Origin of the sequence: Novosphingobium marinum (genome assembly GCF_013408095.1) — a bacterium.
Classification (GTDB): Bacteria; Pseudomonadota; Alphaproteobacteria; order Sphingomonadales; family Sphingomonadaceae; genus Novosphingobium; species Novosphingobium marinum.
Map to the genome: position 1 here is coordinate 1 of NZ_JACBZF010000013.1, position 20,239 is coordinate 20,239.

Annotated in this window: 17 protein-coding genes; 8 read left to right on the plus strand and 9 right to left on the minus strand. The window is 61.8% G+C overall.

Translation table 11 applies throughout. From position 1 onward, the window contains the following. The 9 genes from FHS75_RS17125 to FHS75_RS17165 all read right to left on the minus strand — a co-directional run. Positions 1 to 841, minus strand: an 841-nt coding sequence (locus FHS75_RS17125) for a winged helix-turn-helix domain-containing protein (protein ID WP_179408867.1), incomplete at its 3' end; no start/stop codon positions are given. 203 nt (positions 842 to 1,044) lie between these two features. Then, positions 1,045 to 2,685, minus strand: coding sequence for a PQQ-dependent sugar dehydrogenase (locus FHS75_RS17130; RefSeq protein WP_179408868.1), 1,641 nt, complete (start codon positions 2,683 to 2,685; stop codon positions 1,045 to 1,047). A gap of 260 nt (positions 2,686 to 2,945) precedes the next feature. Then, on the minus strand, positions 2,946 to 3,440 hold the full coding sequence (locus tag FHS75_RS17135; protein WP_179408869.1) for a MarR family winged helix-turn-helix transcriptional regulator: 495 nt from the start codon (positions 3,438 to 3,440) through the stop codon (positions 2,946 to 2,948). Between the two features lie 19 nt (positions 3,441 to 3,459). After that, positions 3,460 to 4,524, minus strand: a complete 1,065-nt coding sequence (locus FHS75_RS17140) for a phosphotransferase family protein (protein WP_179408870.1) — start codon at positions 4,522 to 4,524, stop codon at positions 3,460 to 3,462. Further along, positions 4,521 to 5,744: an acyl-CoA dehydrogenase family protein gene (locus FHS75_RS17145; protein WP_179408871.1), complete on the minus strand. Its 1,224-nt coding sequence runs from the start codon at positions 5,742 to 5,744 to the stop codon at positions 4,521 to 4,523. Before FHS75_RS17145 ends, FHS75_RS17140 begins: the two co-directional genes overlap by 4 nt. A 22-nt stretch (positions 5,745 to 5,766) precedes the next feature. Then, a complete protein-coding gene (locus FHS75_RS17150; RefSeq protein WP_179408872.1) occupies positions 5,767 to 6,513 on the minus strand; it encodes an SDR family NAD(P)-dependent oxidoreductase in 747 nt (248 codons plus the stop codon). 121 nt (positions 6,514 to 6,634) lie between these two features. Continuing rightward, complete coding sequence (locus FHS75_RS17155) at positions 6,635 to 8,080, minus strand: phospholipase D family protein (protein ID WP_179408873.1); 1,446 nt, start codon at positions 8,078 to 8,080, stop codon at positions 6,635 to 6,637. A gap of 172 nt (positions 8,081 to 8,252) precedes the next feature. Then, a complete protein-coding gene (locus FHS75_RS17160; RefSeq protein ID WP_179408874.1) occupies positions 8,253 to 10,676 on the minus strand; it encodes a membrane-bound PQQ-dependent dehydrogenase, glucose/quinate/shikimate family in 2,424 nt (807 codons plus the stop codon). Between the two features lie 82 nt (positions 10,677 to 10,758). Continuing rightward, positions 10,759 to 11,589, minus strand: coding sequence for an SDR family NAD(P)-dependent oxidoreductase (locus FHS75_RS17165; RefSeq protein ID WP_179408875.1), 831 nt, complete (start codon positions 11,587 to 11,589; stop codon positions 10,759 to 10,761). Between the two features lie 395 nt (positions 11,590 to 11,984). On the opposite strand from FHS75_RS17165, the gene FHS75_RS17170 reads away from it, so the two are divergent. The 8 genes from FHS75_RS17170 (at position 11,985) to FHS75_RS17205 (ending at position 20,195) form a co-directional block, all read left to right on the plus strand. Next, positions 11,985 to 12,740 (plus strand): DUF4198 domain-containing protein, encoded by a 756-nt coding sequence (locus tag FHS75_RS17170; protein ID WP_179408876.1) that lies wholly within the window; start codon positions 11,985 to 11,987, stop codon positions 12,738 to 12,740. A gap of 22 nt (positions 12,741 to 12,762) precedes the next feature. Continuing rightward, positions 12,763 to 13,146: a hypothetical protein gene (locus FHS75_RS17175; protein WP_179408877.1), complete on the plus strand. Its 384-nt coding sequence runs from the start codon at positions 12,763 to 12,765 to the stop codon at positions 13,144 to 13,146. Positions 13,147 to 13,148: 2 nt separating this feature from the next. Beyond that, on the plus strand, positions 13,149 to 13,868 hold the full coding sequence (locus FHS75_RS17180) for a HupE/UreJ family protein (protein ID WP_179408878.1): 720 nt from the start codon (positions 13,149 to 13,151) through the stop codon (positions 13,866 to 13,868). Position 13,869: 1 nt separating this feature from the next. Then, complete coding sequence (locus tag FHS75_RS17185) at positions 13,870 to 14,469, plus strand: hypothetical protein (RefSeq protein WP_179408879.1); 600 nt, start codon at positions 13,870 to 13,872, stop codon at positions 14,467 to 14,469. A 22-nt stretch (positions 14,470 to 14,491) separates the two neighbouring features. Then, positions 14,492 to 15,706 (plus strand): acetyltransferase domain-containing protein, encoded by a 1,215-nt coding sequence (locus FHS75_RS17190; RefSeq protein WP_179408880.1) that lies wholly within the window; start codon positions 14,492 to 14,494, stop codon positions 15,704 to 15,706. Positions 15,707 to 16,004: 298 nt separating this feature from the next. Continuing rightward, positions 16,005 to 18,167, plus strand: coding sequence for a TonB-dependent siderophore receptor (locus tag FHS75_RS17195; protein ID WP_179408881.1), 2,163 nt, complete (start codon positions 16,005 to 16,007; stop codon positions 18,165 to 18,167). 67 nt (positions 18,168 to 18,234) lie between these two features. Further along, a complete protein-coding gene (locus FHS75_RS17200; protein WP_179408882.1) occupies positions 18,235 to 19,269 on the plus strand; it encodes a PepSY-associated TM helix domain-containing protein in 1,035 nt (344 codons plus the stop codon). Further along, the gene (locus tag FHS75_RS17205) at positions 19,266 to 20,195 is read left to right on the plus strand and encodes a 2-hydroxyacid dehydrogenase (protein ID WP_179408883.1); all 930 of its coding nucleotides are present in this window, start codon (positions 19,266 to 19,268) and stop codon (positions 20,193 to 20,195) included. Before FHS75_RS17200 ends, FHS75_RS17205 begins: the two co-directional genes overlap by 4 nt. The last annotated feature ends 44 nt before the right edge of the window (positions 20,196 to 20,239 follow it).

The window sequence follows — 20,239 nt, forward strand, 5'->3', positions numbered from 1 at the left end:
ATAATCTCTTCCGGCTTGTGCTTCCGTGCCATTCCATTCCTCCTTCAGTCCAAATCCTAAAACAGAATCTGGACCACCCAGAAGGGGGAAGCTCAAGCACCTTGCCGAGAATCTCGACCCGCAGCGCGCGGGCATCGGCGATTGCGCATTCGTGGCGACCGGTCCAGATGATCGCGCTGTTGCGCGTGTCTGCCAGTTCGACGCTGACCGCAAGGCGATCGCCTGACGGTTCTATCGAGCCGGAAACGCAATATGTCACGCCGAGCGCGGCCCTTATCTCGGTCAGATCCTGCATGTGCGACTGAAAGCGGAACGACGAACCGCGCGCGATTACCATAAGCCAGCGCAATGCCGCGAGGCTCGAAATCACTTCGTCGGGAACAGCATGGGCCAGCAGCGCGTACGTACCCGCATCGCCGACAACCTGGAACGGCAGCACCGCTATCGAGGGCTTTTCCCTTGCCGCCGGCTCGATCTCGCCTGCCGCGTCCTGCGTATTTTCTTTAACCGCGAGCGGTTCCACGGAGCCCTTGAGCGTGCCCACGAACTGGAACCCGTTGCCGTAATAGGTTCGGATAAACCGGTGCTCGGCACCGCTGTCGCCGAGCGCCTTGCGCAGGGCCGCTATCCGACCCGTAAGCACCGTGTCCGAAACGGCACGCGCGCCCCACAGATTTTCGACCAGCTCTTCCTTGGAGACCAGCCGATGCCGGTTCTTCAGAAGGTAATCGAGCAGCAAGGCAACCTTGGGCTGCAGGTGCACTGCCACTCCTTCCCGTGAAAGGGTGAAGGCATGGGAATCGAATGCAAAACTGTCGAAGCGATAGATCACGGGTACCACTCATACACGCATTGTCGGCGATGCAACCCGGCATCTGCAAGTCACGGAAAAAGCCGGACTCGCGTGTATCTGTCGTTGTGAGCAATGACCCCGCGACAGGACGGCTCGGGCCGCCGCGCGCCATTCCCTTGCAACCCGCGATCCAGTCGGCAAGGGGCGGAAGGACGACACGCGGCCAAGCCTTCCACCCCGTGCTCTCAAGGTCAGTCGCTCGCTTCGCCGCCCTTCTTCAGATAGGTCATGATCTGAAGGGCGTGTTCGAAGTCGGTGATCGGCGGGGACATCATCCGCGTGCCGGGATAATAGCCTTGCGGGTTCGAGATGAATGCGACGAGGCTGTCATCGTCCCACGTGACCTTCGTCTCTTCCTTCGACATGGCGGCCGAGAAGTTGTATTCCGGAACCGATCCGGAACGCCTGAGGTAAACGCCGTTCAGGTCGGGCCCGATCTCACCGCTCTCGAAACTTCCGAACGAGTGGCAGGCGGCACAATTGCTGGCGTAAAGCTGCTTGGCCTTCGCCGCATCGTATTTGAAATTGAAGAGGATTTGCGTGAACTTTTCCTGGTAGACGCCGCGCTTCCTGAAATCTTCGGGTGAAATTCCGTCGGCATCGACCAGAAACGGTTCGGCGACGCTGGCCATCTGCGATTTGTCCGGCTTCCCGGGCCGGATACGCAGGAGGCGACCGCTCATGGAGTCGGTGATGGCATAGATGTAGCCGTCGGGTCCCTGTTCAACGTCGCGAATGCGCTCGTTGAGGTGATACGCGATGGACTCCTGGAGAACCACTTTTCCTTCGCGAATGCGCATGCGGCGAATCTGGTGCCCCATCAGTTCGCCGGTGAACAGGTCGCCTCTCCATTCGGGAAACTTGTCCCCGTAATACGCCATCAGGCCGGAGGGCGCGGTCGATGGCGACCAAACCCAGGCAGGGTCGGCGATGCCCTGCCCGTCCTGCTTGTCGGACATGGCGCGACCGGAATAGTCGAAGCCCCAGGAAGCCTGAGGCCATCCGTAGTTCGCTCCCGACTTCACCTGGTTCAGCTCGTCGCCGCCCTTCGGGCCGATATCGACCGCCCAGAGCGTACCGTCCTCCAGCCGGGCGATCCCCGCGGGATTGCGAAAGCCCATGGCGTAGATTTCGGGCAGGGCCCCTTCCTCGCCGGCAAAGGGACCGTTGGCCACGGCAGACCCGTCCCGGTTGAGATGGATGATCTTGCCCGACTGCAGGTCCTTGCGCTGGACCATGCCGCGGCTGCCCTGGCCGCCCGATCCTTCACCGACCAGCATCGTCTTGTCGGGCATGAACAGGATGCGAAGGATGTTCGGCCCGCCGGCCGGTGCGCCAACGGCGTTGCGATAGATTTCCCGACCGTCGACGAGTTTGCCGTTCTCGAGCCGGGCCTTGTAGATGTGCCCCATGCGCTCGACTTCGGTGCCGGTCGTATAGGTGAGATAGATATTGCGGTTCTCTGCAAAGTCCGGATCAACCGCGATGTCGAGAAGTCCGTCGAAAATGCTGGTCGTCAGGACTTCGGGCGTGCCTTCCACGGCATCGGGAAGCAACTTGCCGTCACGGATGATACGCAGTTTTCCGACGCGCTCGGTCAGCAGCATGTCACCGTTCGGCAACCAGGCCATCGCCCACGGATTCTCGAGATCCGAGATCACTTCCTCCACCCAGTAGCGAGGGTCGCTGTGGACGGCAGCGCCATCTTCGTCGCCGATTGCGGCAATCCCGGGCGAGGACACAGCGAATGCGAGCCCGCCGACCAGACCAAGCGGCAGCGCAATGCCCGCAAGCAGGCGGTTTCTCTTTGAGGTCAGGGCATTTCCACGCAACGTGATTTCCTCTCGAAACTTATGGTCTAGGCTCCCGCGCGGCCCGTTCGCGAGACCGATCCAGGGGGTAGTTCGAGCCAATGCCGCAAGCCGAACGCCGCGTCCACCTGTACAAATGTAGGCCCGGTATTGCTCACAGTCGGTTGCGAACGCCAAAGCGCCGAGCGGTTTGGGCGTTCTTGCCTGACCATTTCCTGAAGCAATTCGTTCAGGTGCCATTTCCGCGATACGGAGGTGCCTGATCGAGAAGCATGCGGACGCTATTCAGCCGGTTCGCCTGAGTTCGCAGGCGATGCGGAGCCCATGTCGAGCAGGGTCGCGCGCATGGTGCGCAGAACATGCTCCGCCGTTGCCACCTCGTCTTCGGCTAGGCTTTCGATGAGACGGGAATTCAGTTCCTTTGCGATGCGGGTGGATTCGGCGAGCACTTCGAGGCCCCGATCCGTCAGGAAGATGAGCCTCTGACGCCGGTCGGCAGGATCGCCGCGCCTTTCGATCCAGCCGCGCGCCTCCAGCGGCAGCAACTTCTCGCCGAGGGATACCGGGGTCAGCTTCATCAGCCCCGCAAGGTCGCGCTGGCTGACGCCCATGTTCTCGCTTTGGGTTATGTAAATGAGAACCAGCCTTTGCGCCCGGGTTATGCCGAGCGCGCTGAACGCCCTGTCGAAGGCGGCTTTCCGGAACCGGGCGACTTCGTGAACGAGCGGCCCCAAATGATCCCGGATCGGATAGGCTCGAACCCTGCCTGAATCCACGGTGCCTTTCCTCCCCCGCTCAGCCTTCTAGCACTCGCCGCGCGCTCGCCGCGGCATTGGTCACGGTCTGCTGCCTATGGGCCGAGCGCCGGTTCGCAGCCGTCCCGTCAAGCCTGCGCTTAAGTATCCCCTGCACCATCGCCGCGAAACGGAACTGGGCATAGGCGAGGTAATATCGCGCGTGTGGAAGCTCAGTGAGGTCCATCCGTTCGATATACTGTCGAAGGTAGTCGTTCTGCGACGGGATACCGAGTTCCGCTAGATCGAGCCCCTTCAGCGTTGCGACGTTCCCTTGCTCGTCTTGATCGACCCACCATGGCCGCAAATGATGCGCGAAATCCACGAAGGGATCGCCCAGCGTAGCCATTTCCCAGTCGAGAATCCCCGTCACGCGAGGCTCCTTGGGATGGATGACGAGGTTGTGGAGGCCGAAGTCGCCGTGGACCAGGCGAACCGGGCCATCGGATGGCACCTGGATTGCCAGATTTTCCATCAACCAGTGCATGTCCGCATTGTATTCGATCTCGGCGGCGCGATACTGATCGGACCAGCGTTTGAGGTTGCGCGCAGCGTAACCTTCTCCCTTGCCGAGATCGCCGAGCCCGAGTTCGCCGTAATCGCTGGCGTGGATACGCGCGATCCACCGGTTGGCATCGTCAAAGATCGCGGCCCTGTCGGCAGGGCGGACACCGGGGATCGACGGATCGAAGAAGATACGCCCTTCGATGAACTCGACCACGAAGAACTCCGTGCCGACAATGCCTGCGTCATCGCAATAGACGTAGGGTCGGGGCACCGGAAAACCGGCAGGGTGCAGCGCCTCGTAGAGCCTGTATTCGCGGTCGATTGCGTGCGCACTGGGCAGCAGCTTGCCCGGCGGCTTGCGGCGCAGGACGTACTTGCCGCTTTCGGCTTGCAGCAGATAGGTCGGGTTCGATTGCCCGCCCTTGAACTTCGTGGCGCTTACCGGTCCGCTGTAGCCCGCAATCCTGGTCGAGAGGTATCGGTCCAGTTGCTCGAGGTCCAGAACGAGTGCGTCGGGCACCTCTTCGGTCCCCGTATATTCATCCTGAAACTCGGTCACTTTGCGGAACTCGCACCCGGATCGGAGTACTTTTTCAATTCCAGACGCGCAATCGTGCGATTGTGCACCTCTTCGGGTCCGTCTCCCATGCGGATCATGTTCATGCGCGTGAAGGCGTAGCCGAGTCCGAAGTCGTTACACAGACCGGCGGCGCCATGCGCCTGCACCGCCAGATCGGCAACACTTCGTCCGACCCGTACCGCCGCGACCTTGATCTGCGAAATCTCGCTTCGCGCCTGCTTGTTTCCCACCGTGTCCATCAGGTGGGCTGTGTGCTCGACGAGCTGGCGCAACATGTTGATGTCGGTGCGGGCGTTGGCAATGCGATCCTGCCAGAGCGACTGGTCGGCCAGTACTTCGCCGAATGCGGTTCGCGACAGCAATCGGCGGCAGGTCTGTTCAAGCATCCGTTCGCACTGGCCGATGATCCGCATGCAGTGATGGATGCGGCCAGGCCCCAGCCGGCCCTGCGAAATCTCGAAACCGCGACCTTCGCCCAGTATCAGGTTCGACGCGGGCACCCGCACGTTGTCGAAGACGATCTCTGCCTGCCCCTTGGGCTCGTCGTAGAAACCGAATGCGGTGAGCGGCCGGATCAGGCTGATGCCGGGTGTGTCCGGCTCGACCAGGATCTGAGATTGCTGCCGATGGCGCGGCGCATCCGGATTGGTCTTTCCCATCACGATGTAGATTTTCGTGTTCGGATGATACGCGTTGGTGATCCACCACTTGCGTCCGTTGATGACGTAATGATCGCCGTCGCGATCGATGCTGGTCGTGATATTCGTCGCGTCGGAAGAGGCCACCTCCGGCTCGGTCATGCAGAAGGACGAGCGGATTTTGCCATCCAGCAACGGCTGCAGCCAGCGCGCCTTCTGTTCGGGCGTCCCGTAACGATCGAGAACTTCCATGTTCCCGGTGTCCGGCGCCGAGCAATTGAAGACTTCGGAAGCGAACTGGACGCGCCCCATGACTTCGGCAAGGGGGGCATATTCCGCGTTGGTGAGACCGGCACCGTACTCCGAGTGCGGCAGGAAAAGGTTCCAGAGGCCCGCCTCCCTCGCCCTGGCTTTCAACTCCTCCATGATCGGAGGAACATTGAAGCGATCCGCTCCTTGCGCCAGCTGTTGCTCGTAAAGCGCCTCGTTGGGATAGATGTGTTCGTCCATGAACGCATTCAGCGCGTCCATGATCTCCCCGGCCTTGCTGCTTCTTTCCATCGATTACCTTGCTTTCTCGGGTTCAGGGACGACCGCCGTCGACCCGGATCATCGTTCCGGTGGTGAAGCTGCTGTGATCGCTCGCCAGGTAGAGCATGGTGGTGACGATTTCCTCTGGCTCACCGAAGCGCTTCATTACCGCGGGCGTCAGTCTCTCCTTGTCGGCGGGCCAGTGGCGCGAGACATCCGTACGGAAAGAACCGGGCAGCACCGCGTTTACGCGGACCCTCGGGGCAAACTCGGCGGCATGCGCGGTAGTAAGGGCGTTCAGCGCAGCCTTTGCGCCGGAATACGGGGCGAACTCGGGTGCCGGGCGGATAGAGCCGACGCTGCTGACGTTGATGATGCTGCCGCCGTTACCCGCTGCCATCCTGCTGCCGACAAGCGCGCTCAGGCGGAATGGCCCCTTGAAATTCAGCGCCAGGACCGAGTCGACCAGCTTCTCGCTGGTTTCCAGAGAGGACGGGGCGACCGGCGACATGCCTGCATTGTTCACCAGGATGTCGATCCGACCGAATTCGGAACAGGCCCGGTCGACCATCGCATCGATCTGGTCCCATCTTCCCATATGCACGGCGATTGCCAGGGCATTCCTGCCGCGACTTCGGATGTCCGCGCAGACTGCCTCGCAATTTTCGATATTCCGGCTGGCGACAACGACGTCGGCCCCGTGATCGGCGTAGGCCAGCGCGGTGGCGCGCCCCAGTCCGCGACTGCCCCCGGTGATCAAGGCGACCTTCCCGGAAAGATCGAACGGTTTGGATTTCATCTCGCGGCAAGTCCCCGGAATTCTGACGAAGGCACCCGGCAACATCGCGGAGCAGGCGTTTTGATAAGGTACCTTATCAACTTGTCGTCATGACCCCGTCAAGGCTGTTCGGCATTGCCAGCTACAAAAGTCGCTCGATCGGCAGGAGCGACAATGCACGGACCAGGCTGCGGCTCAGAACGTTCGTACCCGGCTCGACCTGCGAAGCTTCAGGAACATCGTCACGCTCGTCGATCCAGACGACCTCGCCGCGTTCGCCGAGCGTCAGCCGGTAGGTCGACTGCGCGATCTCCTCGGTAAACAGCTCGCTCAGGCCGGTTGCGAGACCGCCGTCCTCGACGAGGATGCCGAGCTCGGTGTTGATGCAGGCCGACCTCGGGTCGAAATTGCTCGAACCTACGTAGAATTCCGTGCCGTCGACAGAAATGGCCTTGGCGTGAAGGGTTCCGCCCGGCTCCCGTGCCGACCTCGCAAAGGCAGAGCCGGGACGAACGAATTTCCGGAAGGTCTTGGGCTTGTCGTCGGGCGCGGGCATCTCGAACAATTCGACACCGCCTTCGAGCAGCCGCCGGCGCGTGGGCGCGTAGCCCGCATGCACGATCCCGACATCGGTTGCCGCATAGCAATTGGTCAGCACCCGTATCGACACCCCCGAACGCGCGAGCGCAACAAGGTCGTCGATCCCCCGCGATGTCGGTACGAAGTATCCCGACACAACGTTCAATTCGCGCGAAGGCGTGGCAAGCGTCGGCGGCAGAAGCGACGCGAGGCCGACCTCGGGTTTCGGCTCGGCTTGAGGGTCGGGCAAGGTCTGGACAAGCCGCACGGGTGCCCAGGTCGCATCGAATTCCCCTCGGGAAAGCTCGTCGAAAAGCGGCCGCGCCTTCACGGCATCCAGATACTCCCGCGCCTTTCCCGAACGCGAAACGCGGAGCAACTCGAGCTCATGATTGCCGGTCACACCCGCTCCGTGGATCACATCGTGAGCCAACCGCGCGAGCGGATGGTGCCAGGTACGATCGAACGCTTCGCGAACGTCGTCGACTACCGGGCCGACCGCAATGGCGTCGAGGTCGGCGAACAGCGCGTCCTCGCGCGCGCCGAAATACTCGTCTCCGATATTGCGCCCGCCGACGATGGTCGCGGTGCCGTCGACGGTGAGGCTCTTGGCATGCATCCGGTGGTTCAGCCGCCGCGCATCGAACAGCCAGTTGAGAGTGCGAAAGCGGCGAATTCGGAACGGATTGTAGAGTCTGACTTCGATATTCGGATGCTGGTTAAGATACGCGATGCGCGCATCCATGCGGGGCACGCCAAGATCGTCGAGGAGAAGGCGGATGCTGACGCCGCGGTCGGCGGCGGCCTTCAGCTCGGCGAGCATCAGCAGCCCGCTGAGATCGTCATGCCAGATGTAGTACTGCACATCGAGCGTGCGCTGCGCGGCTCGCGCCATGACCAGTCGCGCAGCGAAGGCGTCGAGGCCGGTGCGCAGCAGGAGGACGCCGGAACTAGCGTCGTCGCCTTGCGTGTTTCCACTTGGCGCGGCATGGCTCCAGAATGTCGACATGTAGCCGGTTGCTAACTCCGTGTACCCGCTGGGCGGGAAGTAACGCGCCGATGCGCCAATTCGTTCGCGCATGGACCGTCAGTGCGATAATCTGACCGGGCAGGACCTGTCTTCAGAGCACCTGCTGAAGATGGCGAGGTCGCTTGCCCGGCGGCATCGAAGAGTGCGCGGCTCACTCGCGATCAGGAAGGGCGAAAGCCACGATGTGCTTCCCCTTCCTGGTTCGCATGGCCGCATGCCCGCCGCTGGCGATCACCACGTACTGCTTGCCGGTGCGGCCGGATCGATAGCTTATGGGATTGGCCTGGCCACCAGCCGGAAGACGCCCTTTCCATAGTTCCTCCCCCGTCCGGATGTCGAATGCCCGGATATAGTCGTCGATCGTCGCAGCGATGAAGACCAGTCCCGTGCTCGTGGTGACGGAGCCGCCCGCGTTGAAGACCCCCATCGGCAGTCCGATCCCCAGTGGTGCAACGTCCTCGGTGGTTCCAAGGGGCCGTTCCCAGAGGACTTTACCCTCCTCCAGATCGACCGCCGCCAGCGTTCCCCAGGGCGGCTCGTGGCAAGGGAAGCCCAGCGGCGAGAGGAAGGCCGATGCCTGGATGGCATATGGCGTCCCGGCCTGTGCGAACACCGTGTAGTCCAGCTGGGCCGGCTCACCGGGAGCCGGTTCCTCGCCATATGGCCTGACGCCCATCGCATCGGCATCGGGTCGCGGTATCAGACGCTGATAATACGGGAGCCCGCTGGTGTTCACGATCATGATGCTGCTTTTCGGGTCGACCGAGACACTGCCCCAGTCGATAACACCGTAAGACCCCGGATGGACGATGGAACCCTGCAGGGTGGATGGCGTGAAGGGTCCGTCGTAGCGCGATGAGCGGAACCGTATGCGACACCATAGCTGGTCGAGCGGCGTCGCCCCCCACATGGAGCTTTCCTTCAGGTCGGCAGGTTCGAACGAGGGAAGTCCGGTGGAATAGGGCTGCACAGGGGATAACCGCTCGCCCTTCGGCCCCGTGGTCGGCACGGGTTTTTCGACGATCGGGCTGAGCGGCTTCCCGGTTTCGCGATCTAGCAGGAAGATCTCGCCCCGTTTCGTCGCGGCAATCAGCGCCTTCACCGGTTGCCCGCCGCGATCCAGATCGACCAGCACGGGCTGCGCACCGACGTCGTAGTCCCACACGTCGTGGTAGACGGTCTGGAACGACCATCGGACCGAGCCGGTCTGCGCATCGAGTGCGACGATAGAGCTCGGATAGCGATCCTGTTCGGCCGAACGTGAGCCGCCGAAGAAGTCGGGGGGCGTATTTCCGGTGGGCAGGTAGACGAGTCCCAATTCGGGATCGGCCGTCCCCAGGCTCCAGACATTGGGCGTATTGAGCGGATAAGTCTCACCTTCTTCCAGAGGACCATAGGCCTCCGGCTGCAGAACGTCCCACGCCCAGAGCAGTTCTCCGGTGCGGGCGTCGAAGCCCCGAACGACGCCTGGCGGCTGACTTGTCGACTGGTTGTCGATGTTGAGTGCGCCCAGAACGGCGACATTGCCGAGCATCGTCGCTGGCGACGTCACGTAGGTCATGCCGGGCGCGAAGTCGCCAAGGCCCTCGCCAAGGTCGACGAAACCCTGCTCTCCGAACGCGGTGCAGGTCTTGCCGGTAATCCGGTCGACCGCGGTCAGCCGATTGTCGACCGTGCCCATCAGCAGGCGTTCGGCGCATGGATCGCCCGGCTGTGCTTTGTCGTCCCTGAAGTAGGCGAGCCCCCTGCAGGCCAGATGCGGCGGCGCGACGAGGTCGACCACCGGGTTGTTTCGCCAGACCTCCTTGCCGGTATCGGCATCCAGGCTGATCACGACATTGTCCGGCGTGCAGAAATAAAGGTAGTCGCCTATCTTTATCGGCGTCACCTGGAAGGTGATGCTCTTCCCCTCGATCTGCTCCCCAAGCACCGTATCGTTCACCTCGAAGGTCCATGCCGGCTCGAGCCCGGCGACGTTCGAGCGGTCGATCTGGTCGATGTCGACGAAGCGCTGGCTATTCCCGTCACCACCGAAGCTTGGCCAGTCGACGCCCGAAAGTCCGTCGCTTGCGCCCGATCCTTCGATCTCGAAAGGTGGAGCGGGGCGAAAGGCCGTCTGCTGGTAGGCAACGAAAAGCAACGCGAAGGCAGCAAGGAACAGGACAGGTCCTGCCGCCTGCTCCGCGCGGGAAAGTCCCAGCCTCCTTGCGACCCAGGGCATGGCGAACCACAGGCCCAGCACTGCCGGAGCAAGGACCCTCGGCATCAGGCTCCACGGCGCCAATCCGGATTCCCAGACCGCCCACGCGATGGTCGAAACAAGAATCGCCACGTACAGCCAGACGGCGGCTCGACGTCTGCGCCAGACGAGAATGCCGGTTGCAATCAATGCCAGGCCGGCCAGCCGATAATAGACCGATCCGCCGATTATCGCCAACCAGGCACCGCCGGCACAAAGCACGGCTCCGATCAGGACGAGTACGATCGCAAATACCCACGGGCGCCGGGAAAAGAAGGACTTGCCCACGGGCCCGTCTCCCTGCCTGTCGACAGCCACCTCTTTCGAATTCCCCATCGATCTCTCCCCTCCGCCATGGGCGCGGCACTACGTCGGACGCGAAGCCCAGACACATGACCGGTGTGCACAGCGCGCCTTGTCAGAATTTCACGTGCTTGGTGTAGCCGCCATCCACAACGACGTTCTCCCCGATCACCCAGCTTGCTCTGGGGCTTGCCAGGAAGGCAACGACGTCGGCGATTTCTTCAGGACGCCCCAGCCGGCCGGATGGCTGGCGAGCAAGCTGCTCGACGTTGTACTCGGGCATCCTTTGTTCGATAAAGTCCCAGGATCCGCCCTCTACGAATGTCGGCCCGGGCGAGACGCAATTCACCCTGATACCCTGCTCCATGTACTGCTGCGCCAGACTGAACATGTAGTTGATCAGCGCTGCCTTCATTGCACCGTAGGCTTGTCCGCTATCGCCGTGAATGTGGTATTCGACCGCCGCGACACTGGAAACCTGCACGAAGCTAGGCGCATCCGACTTCAGAAAGTGCGGATAGGCTGCATTCCAAAGCGCAACCGCAGACATGAGGTCGGTGTTGTAGCTGAGATCCCAGCCCTCGCGCGTGCGCGCCGTACCCCCAAGCGCGCTTGCGCTCGACACCACGATGTCGAGACCGCCCATCTCCCCAGCCGACTGTTCGGCCCAGCGCGTTACCTGGACCTGATCCGAACAATCGACGACGGATCCTCTGACATCGCCAAGCTGCGTCATTGCCGCCAAGGCCTCTTCCAGCCCGTCGCTGGCCAGATCATTGTCGAATTCGTTGGCGGGATTTCTCACTATCGGACGATCGCGACGCAGCTTGCGCCCGCAGATTGCGACGCTGGCGCCTTCGCGCAAAAACCGTTCCGCGATCGCTCTGCCGACGCCTCGGGTCGCTGCGGTCACCAGAACCTTCCGACCGGCCAGTTCGAGATCCATTTTCGTCCTCCCCAATTGCCAGATCCTCATTGCAGGAGGATCACTTAAACGGCACCTAGCCGCCACCCCCGGGGCCGCTCCGCCCTCGCTCCCGGGTCCACTGGTGCATGTGACGAAAAGAAAGGGCTGTCAAAACCGCGTGGGCGAGTATCGTCCAGTCGATCTTGGGCCTTTCGCCCGCGCGTGCGTGCGCCGCAACGAAGGTCGGCTTGCGGGCCATGACGCGAAAGGTGAGCGATACGCCGATGCTTGCCGCTTTCCTTCGCGTGGCGCTTTGGCCACTTACCCCGCATTCGCCAGCATCAGGCAAAAGAATATGCCAGCAGCAGGTGATCAACGGGAGAAAAAATTGTCGAGCGCAAGGATCATGCCTCATATCACAACGGAGGCTCGTCATGCGTTCCAGACTCACACGCAAAAAGAAACTTCTGATCATTTCGGTTGCAGGCGCGATCTGCGCGATTTCGAGTGGGGCATCTGCCCACTCGATCTGGTTTGCCGAGCGAGCCGGTCATACGGCGTTGATCTATGGGGTCGGGGCCGATGATCTCGACGCGGTGAAGCGCCTCGACAAAATCGAGCAGGTGGCCGGCTATGACGATGCGTGGCAGCCCGTGGACATCACCATCGAGCCGAACGGAGTGGTTCCGGTCGTGGACAGCGATGAGCCGGTGAACATGGTCGCTGCGACGATGGACTACGGATCGTGGGCAAAGACGCCCGATGGCAAGTGGCACACCGCGTCGCGCCTCGAACACCCCGATGCGGTCGTAGCGGAACACAACTGGAAATACGCCGTGCATATCAAGAAGCTCGGCGCCAAGCCGGTGCCCCTAATCCCCGGCCACACTCTCCAGCTCGTTCCGGTCGCCAACGTATTCCCGCAATCGATGGGCAATCCGATCGTGCTGCGAGCCATCTACGAAGGAAAGCCGCAGGAGGGGGTCGAAATCCTGACCGACTACGTCAACGATCCCGATCAGTTGCCTCTCGTCACCGGAAGCGACGGGACCATCACTTTCCCGGTTCGCAATCAGGGCCTGAACGTGGTCACCGCGATCTACCGCGCCGAGCCGGACAACCCGGCGGCGTTCGATCATATCGAGCACCGCGCGACGCTGAGTTTCGTGCTTCCCCACAAGCCCGAATAATCCGGAAAAGGATTCTCCAGTCATGAAAAACGTTATTCCAGCGGTGCTGCTTTCCGTCTCCGCGACATTGCTGCCCGCGCAAGCACTCGCTCACGGCAGCGAAGAACCCGAACACGGCGGAGCCGTGCAGATGTCGGGCGAGATCAAGGTCGAGTTCGTGCCTTCGAAGAAGGGCATGACCGTCTACATCTCCGAAGAGGACGAACCTCTGGCCGCATCCGGCTTCAATGCCCGCCTCGTCGTTACGACACCCGCGGGCCAGAAATTGACATCCACCCTTTCCCCCCAGTCCGGAAACCGGTTCGTCGCGCCAGGCGTAACGGCCATTTCGGGCAGCAAGGTCGTGGTCGCCCTGGAAGACAAGGGAAGCGGCGCAAAGTCCTTCGCGACCTTCCGGATGAAATAACGATGACCGGCCGGCCTCGCCTTGGAGACACCTTGCGGTCATTAGTGCTCTTGGCTGCATTCCTGATACTTGCGGCTACCAGCACCGTGCTCAAGGCGCATGGGGTTGACGAAGAGGACAAGGCCTTCATCGAAGCCGCCGCCGGGGTGAACATCATCCCGTACATGTACCTTGGCGCCAAGCACATGGTGACGGGATACGATCACCTGCTGTTCCTGGTGGGCGTCATCTTCTTCCTCTACCGGCTACGAGATGTCGGCGCCTATGTGACGCTGTTCGCGATAGGGCACAGCACGACCCTGCTTCTCGGCACGTTCTTCGACATCCGTGCCAACCCCTACATAGTCGATGCCATCATCGGCCTGTCGGTCGCTTACAAGGCCATCGACAATCTGGACGGGTTCACGACTTGGTTCGGGTTCAGGCCGGATCCTAAGAAGGCGGTACTGGTCTTCGGCTTCTTTCACGGTTTCGGCCTTGCAACGAAGCTGCAGGAACTGACGATGGCGCAGGACGGGCTGCTGGTTAACCTCATTGCATTCAATGTCGGCGTCGAGATCGGTCAGTTCCTGGCGCTCGGACTGATCCTCATCCTCATGAACCTGTGGCGCACTTCGGGAACCTTCCAGCGCAGTGCATTCGCCGCGAACGCGGTCCTCATGTGCGCAGGGTTCGTCCTGGTCGGGTACCAGATGACCGGCTACTTCAGCCAGGGAGCATGAAATGAGCCAGACTTCCTCGAATCTACCCGCCACGGTTTCCGCCTCGCCATCCGCACTTGCAAAGGCATGTGCCGGCGCGCTCGTGGTGGCAGGTGCCGTGACCGTTCTGTTCATCATGCCGGTCGAGGCCGGCGTCGACCCCACGGGTTTCGGAAGTCTTCTTGGCCTCACGCGGATGTCGCAGTCGGAAGGCGAAGACGCCGAAACAATCGCCGGAGCTTCACTTGCCAGTCGGGGCACGCCGACCAAGGAAGTGATCGCGCTGTCGAAGGCTCTCGAAAGCCAGGAGATGACGATCGACCTTCCTCCCCATACCGGCAAGGAGATCAAGGCGCGCATGATCAAAGGGGACGGCTTCGTCTTCGAATGGGCGTCCGAAGGCGGCCCCGTGAAGGTCGACATGCACGGCGAACGGCCCGATGCAGAAGAGGGCGAGTTCACCAGTTACTGGGAAGAGCGCCAGCTCGAAACGGGAGCAGGCAAGTTCGTCGCGCCCTTCGACGGGACGCATGGCTGGTACTGGCGAAACAAGGGGGACACCCCGGTTTCGGTCAAGTTGAAGATATCCGGATTTTACCAGGAACTGTTCGAACCGAAATGATCGGGACGAGAAGGAAATTACGATGGGCAGTATAGCGAACACCGCACCGCCGCAGGGTCTTGCCGAAAGCCCCGTAACCCGCGAGCAGGTGACGACGCGGACCCGCATACTTGCAATCGATGCGCTGCGCGGCCTTGTCATGCTTTTCATGCTTGTCGATCACGTGCGGGAAACGTTCTATCTCCACTTGCAGGTGACAGACCCGGTCGATGCGACGACGACCGATCCGGGCCTGTTTTTCACGCGCCTCCTTTCGACGTTCTGCGCTCCGACATTCGTGGCTCTTACCGGACTTTCCGCGTTTCTGTACGGACAGTCTCACACGAAGGCCGAGGTGTCGGAGTTCCTTTTCAAGCGCGGCCTGTTTCTGCTTCTCCTCGAAGTGACTGTAGTCGGCTTCGCGTGGCCCACGCAGCCCCTTGGCTTCCCGCCGCAGAACTTCTGGCTGCAGGTAATCTGGGCCATCGGCATCAGCATGATCGCGCTTGCCGCACTCATCCATCTGCCACGGTGGGCCCAGTTCGCGGTCGGGCTGGCTATCGTGTGCCTGCACAACTTCCTCGACCCCATCGTGCTGACGCCGGAGTCGCCCTGGTATCCGGCATGGGCCGGAATCCATCAGCGCGCCGTGATCGAACTGGGCGGTGGCTTTATGGCCAAGACGACCTACCCCGTGCTGCCCTGGATCGGCTTGATCGTTCTGGGATACGCCGCCGGCCCCTGGTTTGCCCGCGGGACCGAGCCGACCGAGCGCATCCACCGTCTCGTCATGATCGGAACTTCGCTGGTTCTTGGCTTCCTCGTGATCCGGTACCTGAACTTCTACGGCGACAAGCCGTGGTTCGCGGGCGAAGATTCTCTGCGTACGACGATGAGCTTCCTCGCGCTCACCAAGTATCCGCCCTCGCTCCTCTTCCTGATGCCGACGGTCGGAGTTGGCTGCCTCCTGCTGGCGTTGTTCGAGAAAATCGACGGCAGCGCTTTACTCCCGCACCTCGCCTACTTCGGAGGCGCGCCGATGTTCTTTTACGTGCTGCATCTCTACGCGTTGAAGGTGGTGTATAACGTTGCGGTGATGCTGTACGGAAAGACCAAGGGAGAGGTCTTCGGGGCCGACAATCTCAGCACCGTCTGGATCTGGGTCGCCATTCTAACGCCCGTCCTTTACTTCCCCACTCGATGGTTCGCGACGCTCAAGCAACGCCGGCGTGACATCTGGTGGCTCAAGTACCTCTGATCGCATTCCTCCGCGGAACACGAGCGGCCGGACCCGAAACAGGTCCGGCCATTCTACTAATGTTGTGCTGGCTGGTGGCGATGGAGGTCGGCAGAAAAGTGGGCCGTTGACTTCATTTCATCATATTGCGCCGCGAGCGAACGCAGTTTTGATGAATTATGTGCATCAGTCCCCATAGACTTCGAGGTGCATAAAGAAGGTGCGGGTTTCCGCTCGATGGCCCCGAAAGGCCGGAAAGTGACGCCACGCCCCCGAAAATCAGCAGGACGTGGGAAACTCAATCCGATGGGGGTTAGACATGCACATCCGTAACAAAGCATTTTATGCCGTACTCGCCGCCGGAAGCGCCCTTGCCGGGCTGCCGGGCGTTTCTCTGGCCCAGGACAACAATCCGGGAGAGAATTACGGGGATACGATCACCGTCCTCGGCGAAAGGCAGCAGTATCGCGGCGACGTTCCGCTCGAGGAACTCCCACAGTCCGTGCAGGTGCTCGATAGTGAGCTTCTGACCGAACTGAACATCACGCGCCTGGACAGCGCGCTCGATCTGGCCAGCGGCGTTGCACGCCAGAACAATTTCGGCGGCCTGTGGGACGCGTTCGCAATTCGCGGTTTCGCCGGTGACGAGAATTTCCCTAGCGGTTTCCTCGTCAACGGGTTCAATGGCGGCAGGGGTTACGGCGGTCCGCGCGACGCATCGAACATCGATAGGATCGAAATCCTGAAAGGGCCTAACGGGGCGGTCTTCGGACGCGGCGAGCCGGGCGGAACGATCAATATCATCACCAAGAAGGCCACCACCGACAAATCGTTTGGACACTTTGCGCTGTCTGCAGGCAGCTGGGAGACCTATCGGGTCGAAGGCGATTACAATCTCGCGATTTCCGATACCGTGGCGATCAGGCTGAACGGTGCCGCCCAGAAAGGCGAAAGCTTCCGCGATACGATCGAATCGCAGAAATACGTTGCCACGCCGTCGATCATGTTCGCGCCAAGCTCGGACACGATCATCACCTACGAGATGGAATTCGTCGACCAGGAAGTCCCCTTCGACCGTGGCGTCGTGGCTGTCGACGGGGTCCTGGGCCTAATACCCAATTCCCGTTTTCTCGGAGAGCCGGGAGACGGTCCGACCGAAGTCGACGTGCTCGGCCATCAGGTCCAGCTCAAGCAGTCGCTAGGCGGCCCGTGGGCCTTGCTGGTCGGCTTCGGATATCGCGATACCAGTTTCGAAGGCTACTCGAGCGACGCGGAACTTGCCGGAAGCCGGCAGACGCTCGACGAAACGGGCGTGTTTCTCGCACGGCAGCGGCGTCTGCGCGATTACGACACGACCAACACGGTGGTCCGCGCTGAAGTTTCCGGAAACTTCTATACCGGACCTTTCCAGCACCACATCCTGTTCGGCGGCGACTGGGACAAGTTCGAGATCGAACTCTCGCAGCTTCGCTATCGTCCGCCCGGCGGATACACAGTCGGCATGCCGATTACCGCGGCCAACAACGCGATCAACATTTTCAATCCGGTCTATGGCCAGACCCCGACCCCGACGGCCCAGATCCAGCTTTCGGACGAGACGCAGAAGTCGTTCGGGTTTTATATCCAGGACCAGATCGACATAACCGACCAGTTCAAGCTTCGCATCGGCGGTCGCTACGACAACTTCAAGCAGAGCATCATCAATTTCCTCGGCGACCCGACGACTCCGCTGAAGGCCAAGGAGAGCCGCTTCAGCCCCACGGCGGGGGTTCTTTATCAGATCACCGACAGCTTCAGCCTTTACGGCGCATACGGCACCGGTTTCCGTCCGAACAGCGGCCTCGACGCCTTCGGCCAGGCCTTCGCCCCGGAGACGAGCAAATCCTACGAGATTGGTGCGCGCTTCGTGTCGCCTGACGACATGATAACGGCGACTCTGGCCGCCTATTACATGAAGAAGAACAACATCCTGACATCCGATCCCATCAATGCCGGTTTCAGCATCGCTGCGGGCAAGGCCAGGAGCCGCGGCATCGAGGCCGATATCAACGCCCGCCTCCCGGGCGACATCGCGATCTTCGCGACCTATGCCTATACGGATGCGGAATGGACAAGCTCCGCGCTCGACGTCAGCTTCGGCCTGGACATCCAGCCGGGCGATCCGCTCATCAACATTCCCAAGCACGCGGCAAATCTGCTGGCGACGAAGGAGTTCGATCTGGGCGGCGCGGGCCGGTTCACGATCGGAGCCGGCGTCAATCACGTCAGCAAGCGTCTCGGCGAGACCGGAGTGGTCTTCTATCTCCCCAGCTATACGCTTGTCCGGGCGCTTGCCAGCTACGAGCCTACCGAGGCGGTGAGGATCAGCGTCGACGTGACCAATCTCTTTGACGAGACCTATTATCCGGCGTCCTATCACCGGTATTGGGTTGCCCCCGGGGCACCTCGTGCATTCACGGCGCGCGTAGATTTCTACTTCTAGAGGCCCGTAAAAGGCCCGGGTTCGCGATCGCGCTTCGGTGCATGCGCGTTCCCGGGCCGACCTCGACATGACGAAGGCACGGCTCCTTTCCCTGCACCGCTGGATTGCGCTTGCTCTGGCGCCGCTCATTCTGGTCCAGATCGTGACAGGAACGATCCTGCTCTTGCCCGAAGCGTTCGAGACGAGGGGGTGGCAGCATTCCACGTCCGCGAACCTCGCGCGCGCCGTAGAGCCGAGTCCGAGCAAGCTGATCGATACGGCGCTTTCGAAGGTTTCGGGCGGCACTTTTGCGCGCCTGTTCTTCTCCGGCAAGGATCGCGCCGTCCATCTCGTGCGCATCGACAGCCCCGGGGGACCGCGGTTCGTCGCGATTTCTCCCGTTTCCGGTGGCGTCGTCGATCGGGGCAGCATCTGGCGGTTTCCCTACGAAGCCGCTCTGGAGCTTCACTACAGGCTGATGTCCCCGGTCCTGGGTGCGGCGATCGTCATGGTTGTTGCGGGCGGCTTCCTGCTGCTGATCGTGGCGGGCGTGGCGACATGGTGGCCCGGCGCGCGAAACGTCGCCCGCTCCATCAGAGTCCGTCGCAGCCTCAAGGGGCCGGCCAGGTTGCGAGCATGGCACCGGAGCGTCGGCGCTGCGGCGTCCGTCACTGCCCTGTTCAGTGCGTCGACCGGGTTCCTGCTGGCTTCGACGATTTTCCCCTGGAACGCCTCCGAGCCCGAAGTCCGCTCCATGCGGATCGATCTATCAAGGGTCGATACGCAATTCCGTATTGCAGCCGAACTGGTGCCCGACGGAAGGGCGCGTGACCTCCGGCTGTTTCCCGATGGCTCGATCCAGGTAAATTTCGACGCGCCGCGCCGCAATTCCCGGGCAGTCGACACCGTGGTCGTGCCAGCCGATCCCGCCCAGCCTGCCGATGTCCTGCGCGCGGAAGACAACGACGCGCCATGGGTCACCGTCCTTCCGTTGCATTCCGGTGAGACTTTCGGCCCGCTGGGCAGAGTTGTTCTGCTCGCCGGGTGCGCGGCATTGTTATTTCTTATCGTCAGCGGCCCCCTGGCCTGGTGGCGCAGACGCCGGACGCGAGGTTCAAAATGATTGCACTGGTTCATCATGGCGACGAGAAACGTGGCCGCGCATGGCGGGAGGTTTTCGCGCACGACCTGCCCGATGTCGACTTTCGTTGCTGGCCCGATATCGGCAACGCCAGCGAAGTCCGCTACCTCGTTGCCTGGACGCTCGACGACGAAGTCATGTCGATGCTGCCGAACCTTGAGATCCTGTTCAGTATCGGTGCCGGGATCGACCAGCTCGATATCGGGAAGGTACCGGATCACGTGCGGATCGTGCGCATGATCGAACCGGGCATAACGCAGACGATGGCCGAATACGTCGCCATGGGCGTACTTGCGCTCCACCGCGACCTGCCCCGCTATGTCGATGACCAGCGCAGCGGGCGGTGGTTTCCGCGCAAGACCCTGCTTTGCCGCGAGAGAAGCGTCGGTCTGCTCGGTCTCGGAGAACTGGGCACCGCCGCGCTGGCCGCGCTCGCGCCATTTGGCTTCCGGCTTTCGGGGTGGAGCCGTACGCGGCGGAGCATCGAGGGCGTGGAATGCTACGCCGGCCCGGACGAAATGGACGGGTTCCTGGCGCGGTCCGAAATTCTCGTATGCCTGCTTCCCCTGACGCCCGATACGCGCGGAATCCTGCGCCGCGATCTCTTCGAAAAGCTTCCCCGCGGCGCGTCGCTCCTCAACGCGGCACGGGGTGGTCACCTGATCAACGATGACCTCGTCGATGCGTTGGACAATGGCCGGCTTTCTGCGGCCTTGCTCGACGTCTGCGATCCTGAACCGCTTCCGGAAACCCATCCGTTTCGCGGTCACCCGTCTATTTTCGTCACACCGCACGTGGCGGGCATCACACGTATCGAGACGGCCGTTCACTCGCTCATCGCGAACCTTCAGCGCGAGGCGAGCGGGCTATCCCTTGCCGGCGAAGTCGACAGGAGCAGGGGTTATTGAGGTGCGGCAGACAATGCTGATTATGCGATTGGAAAAGCCTCGAA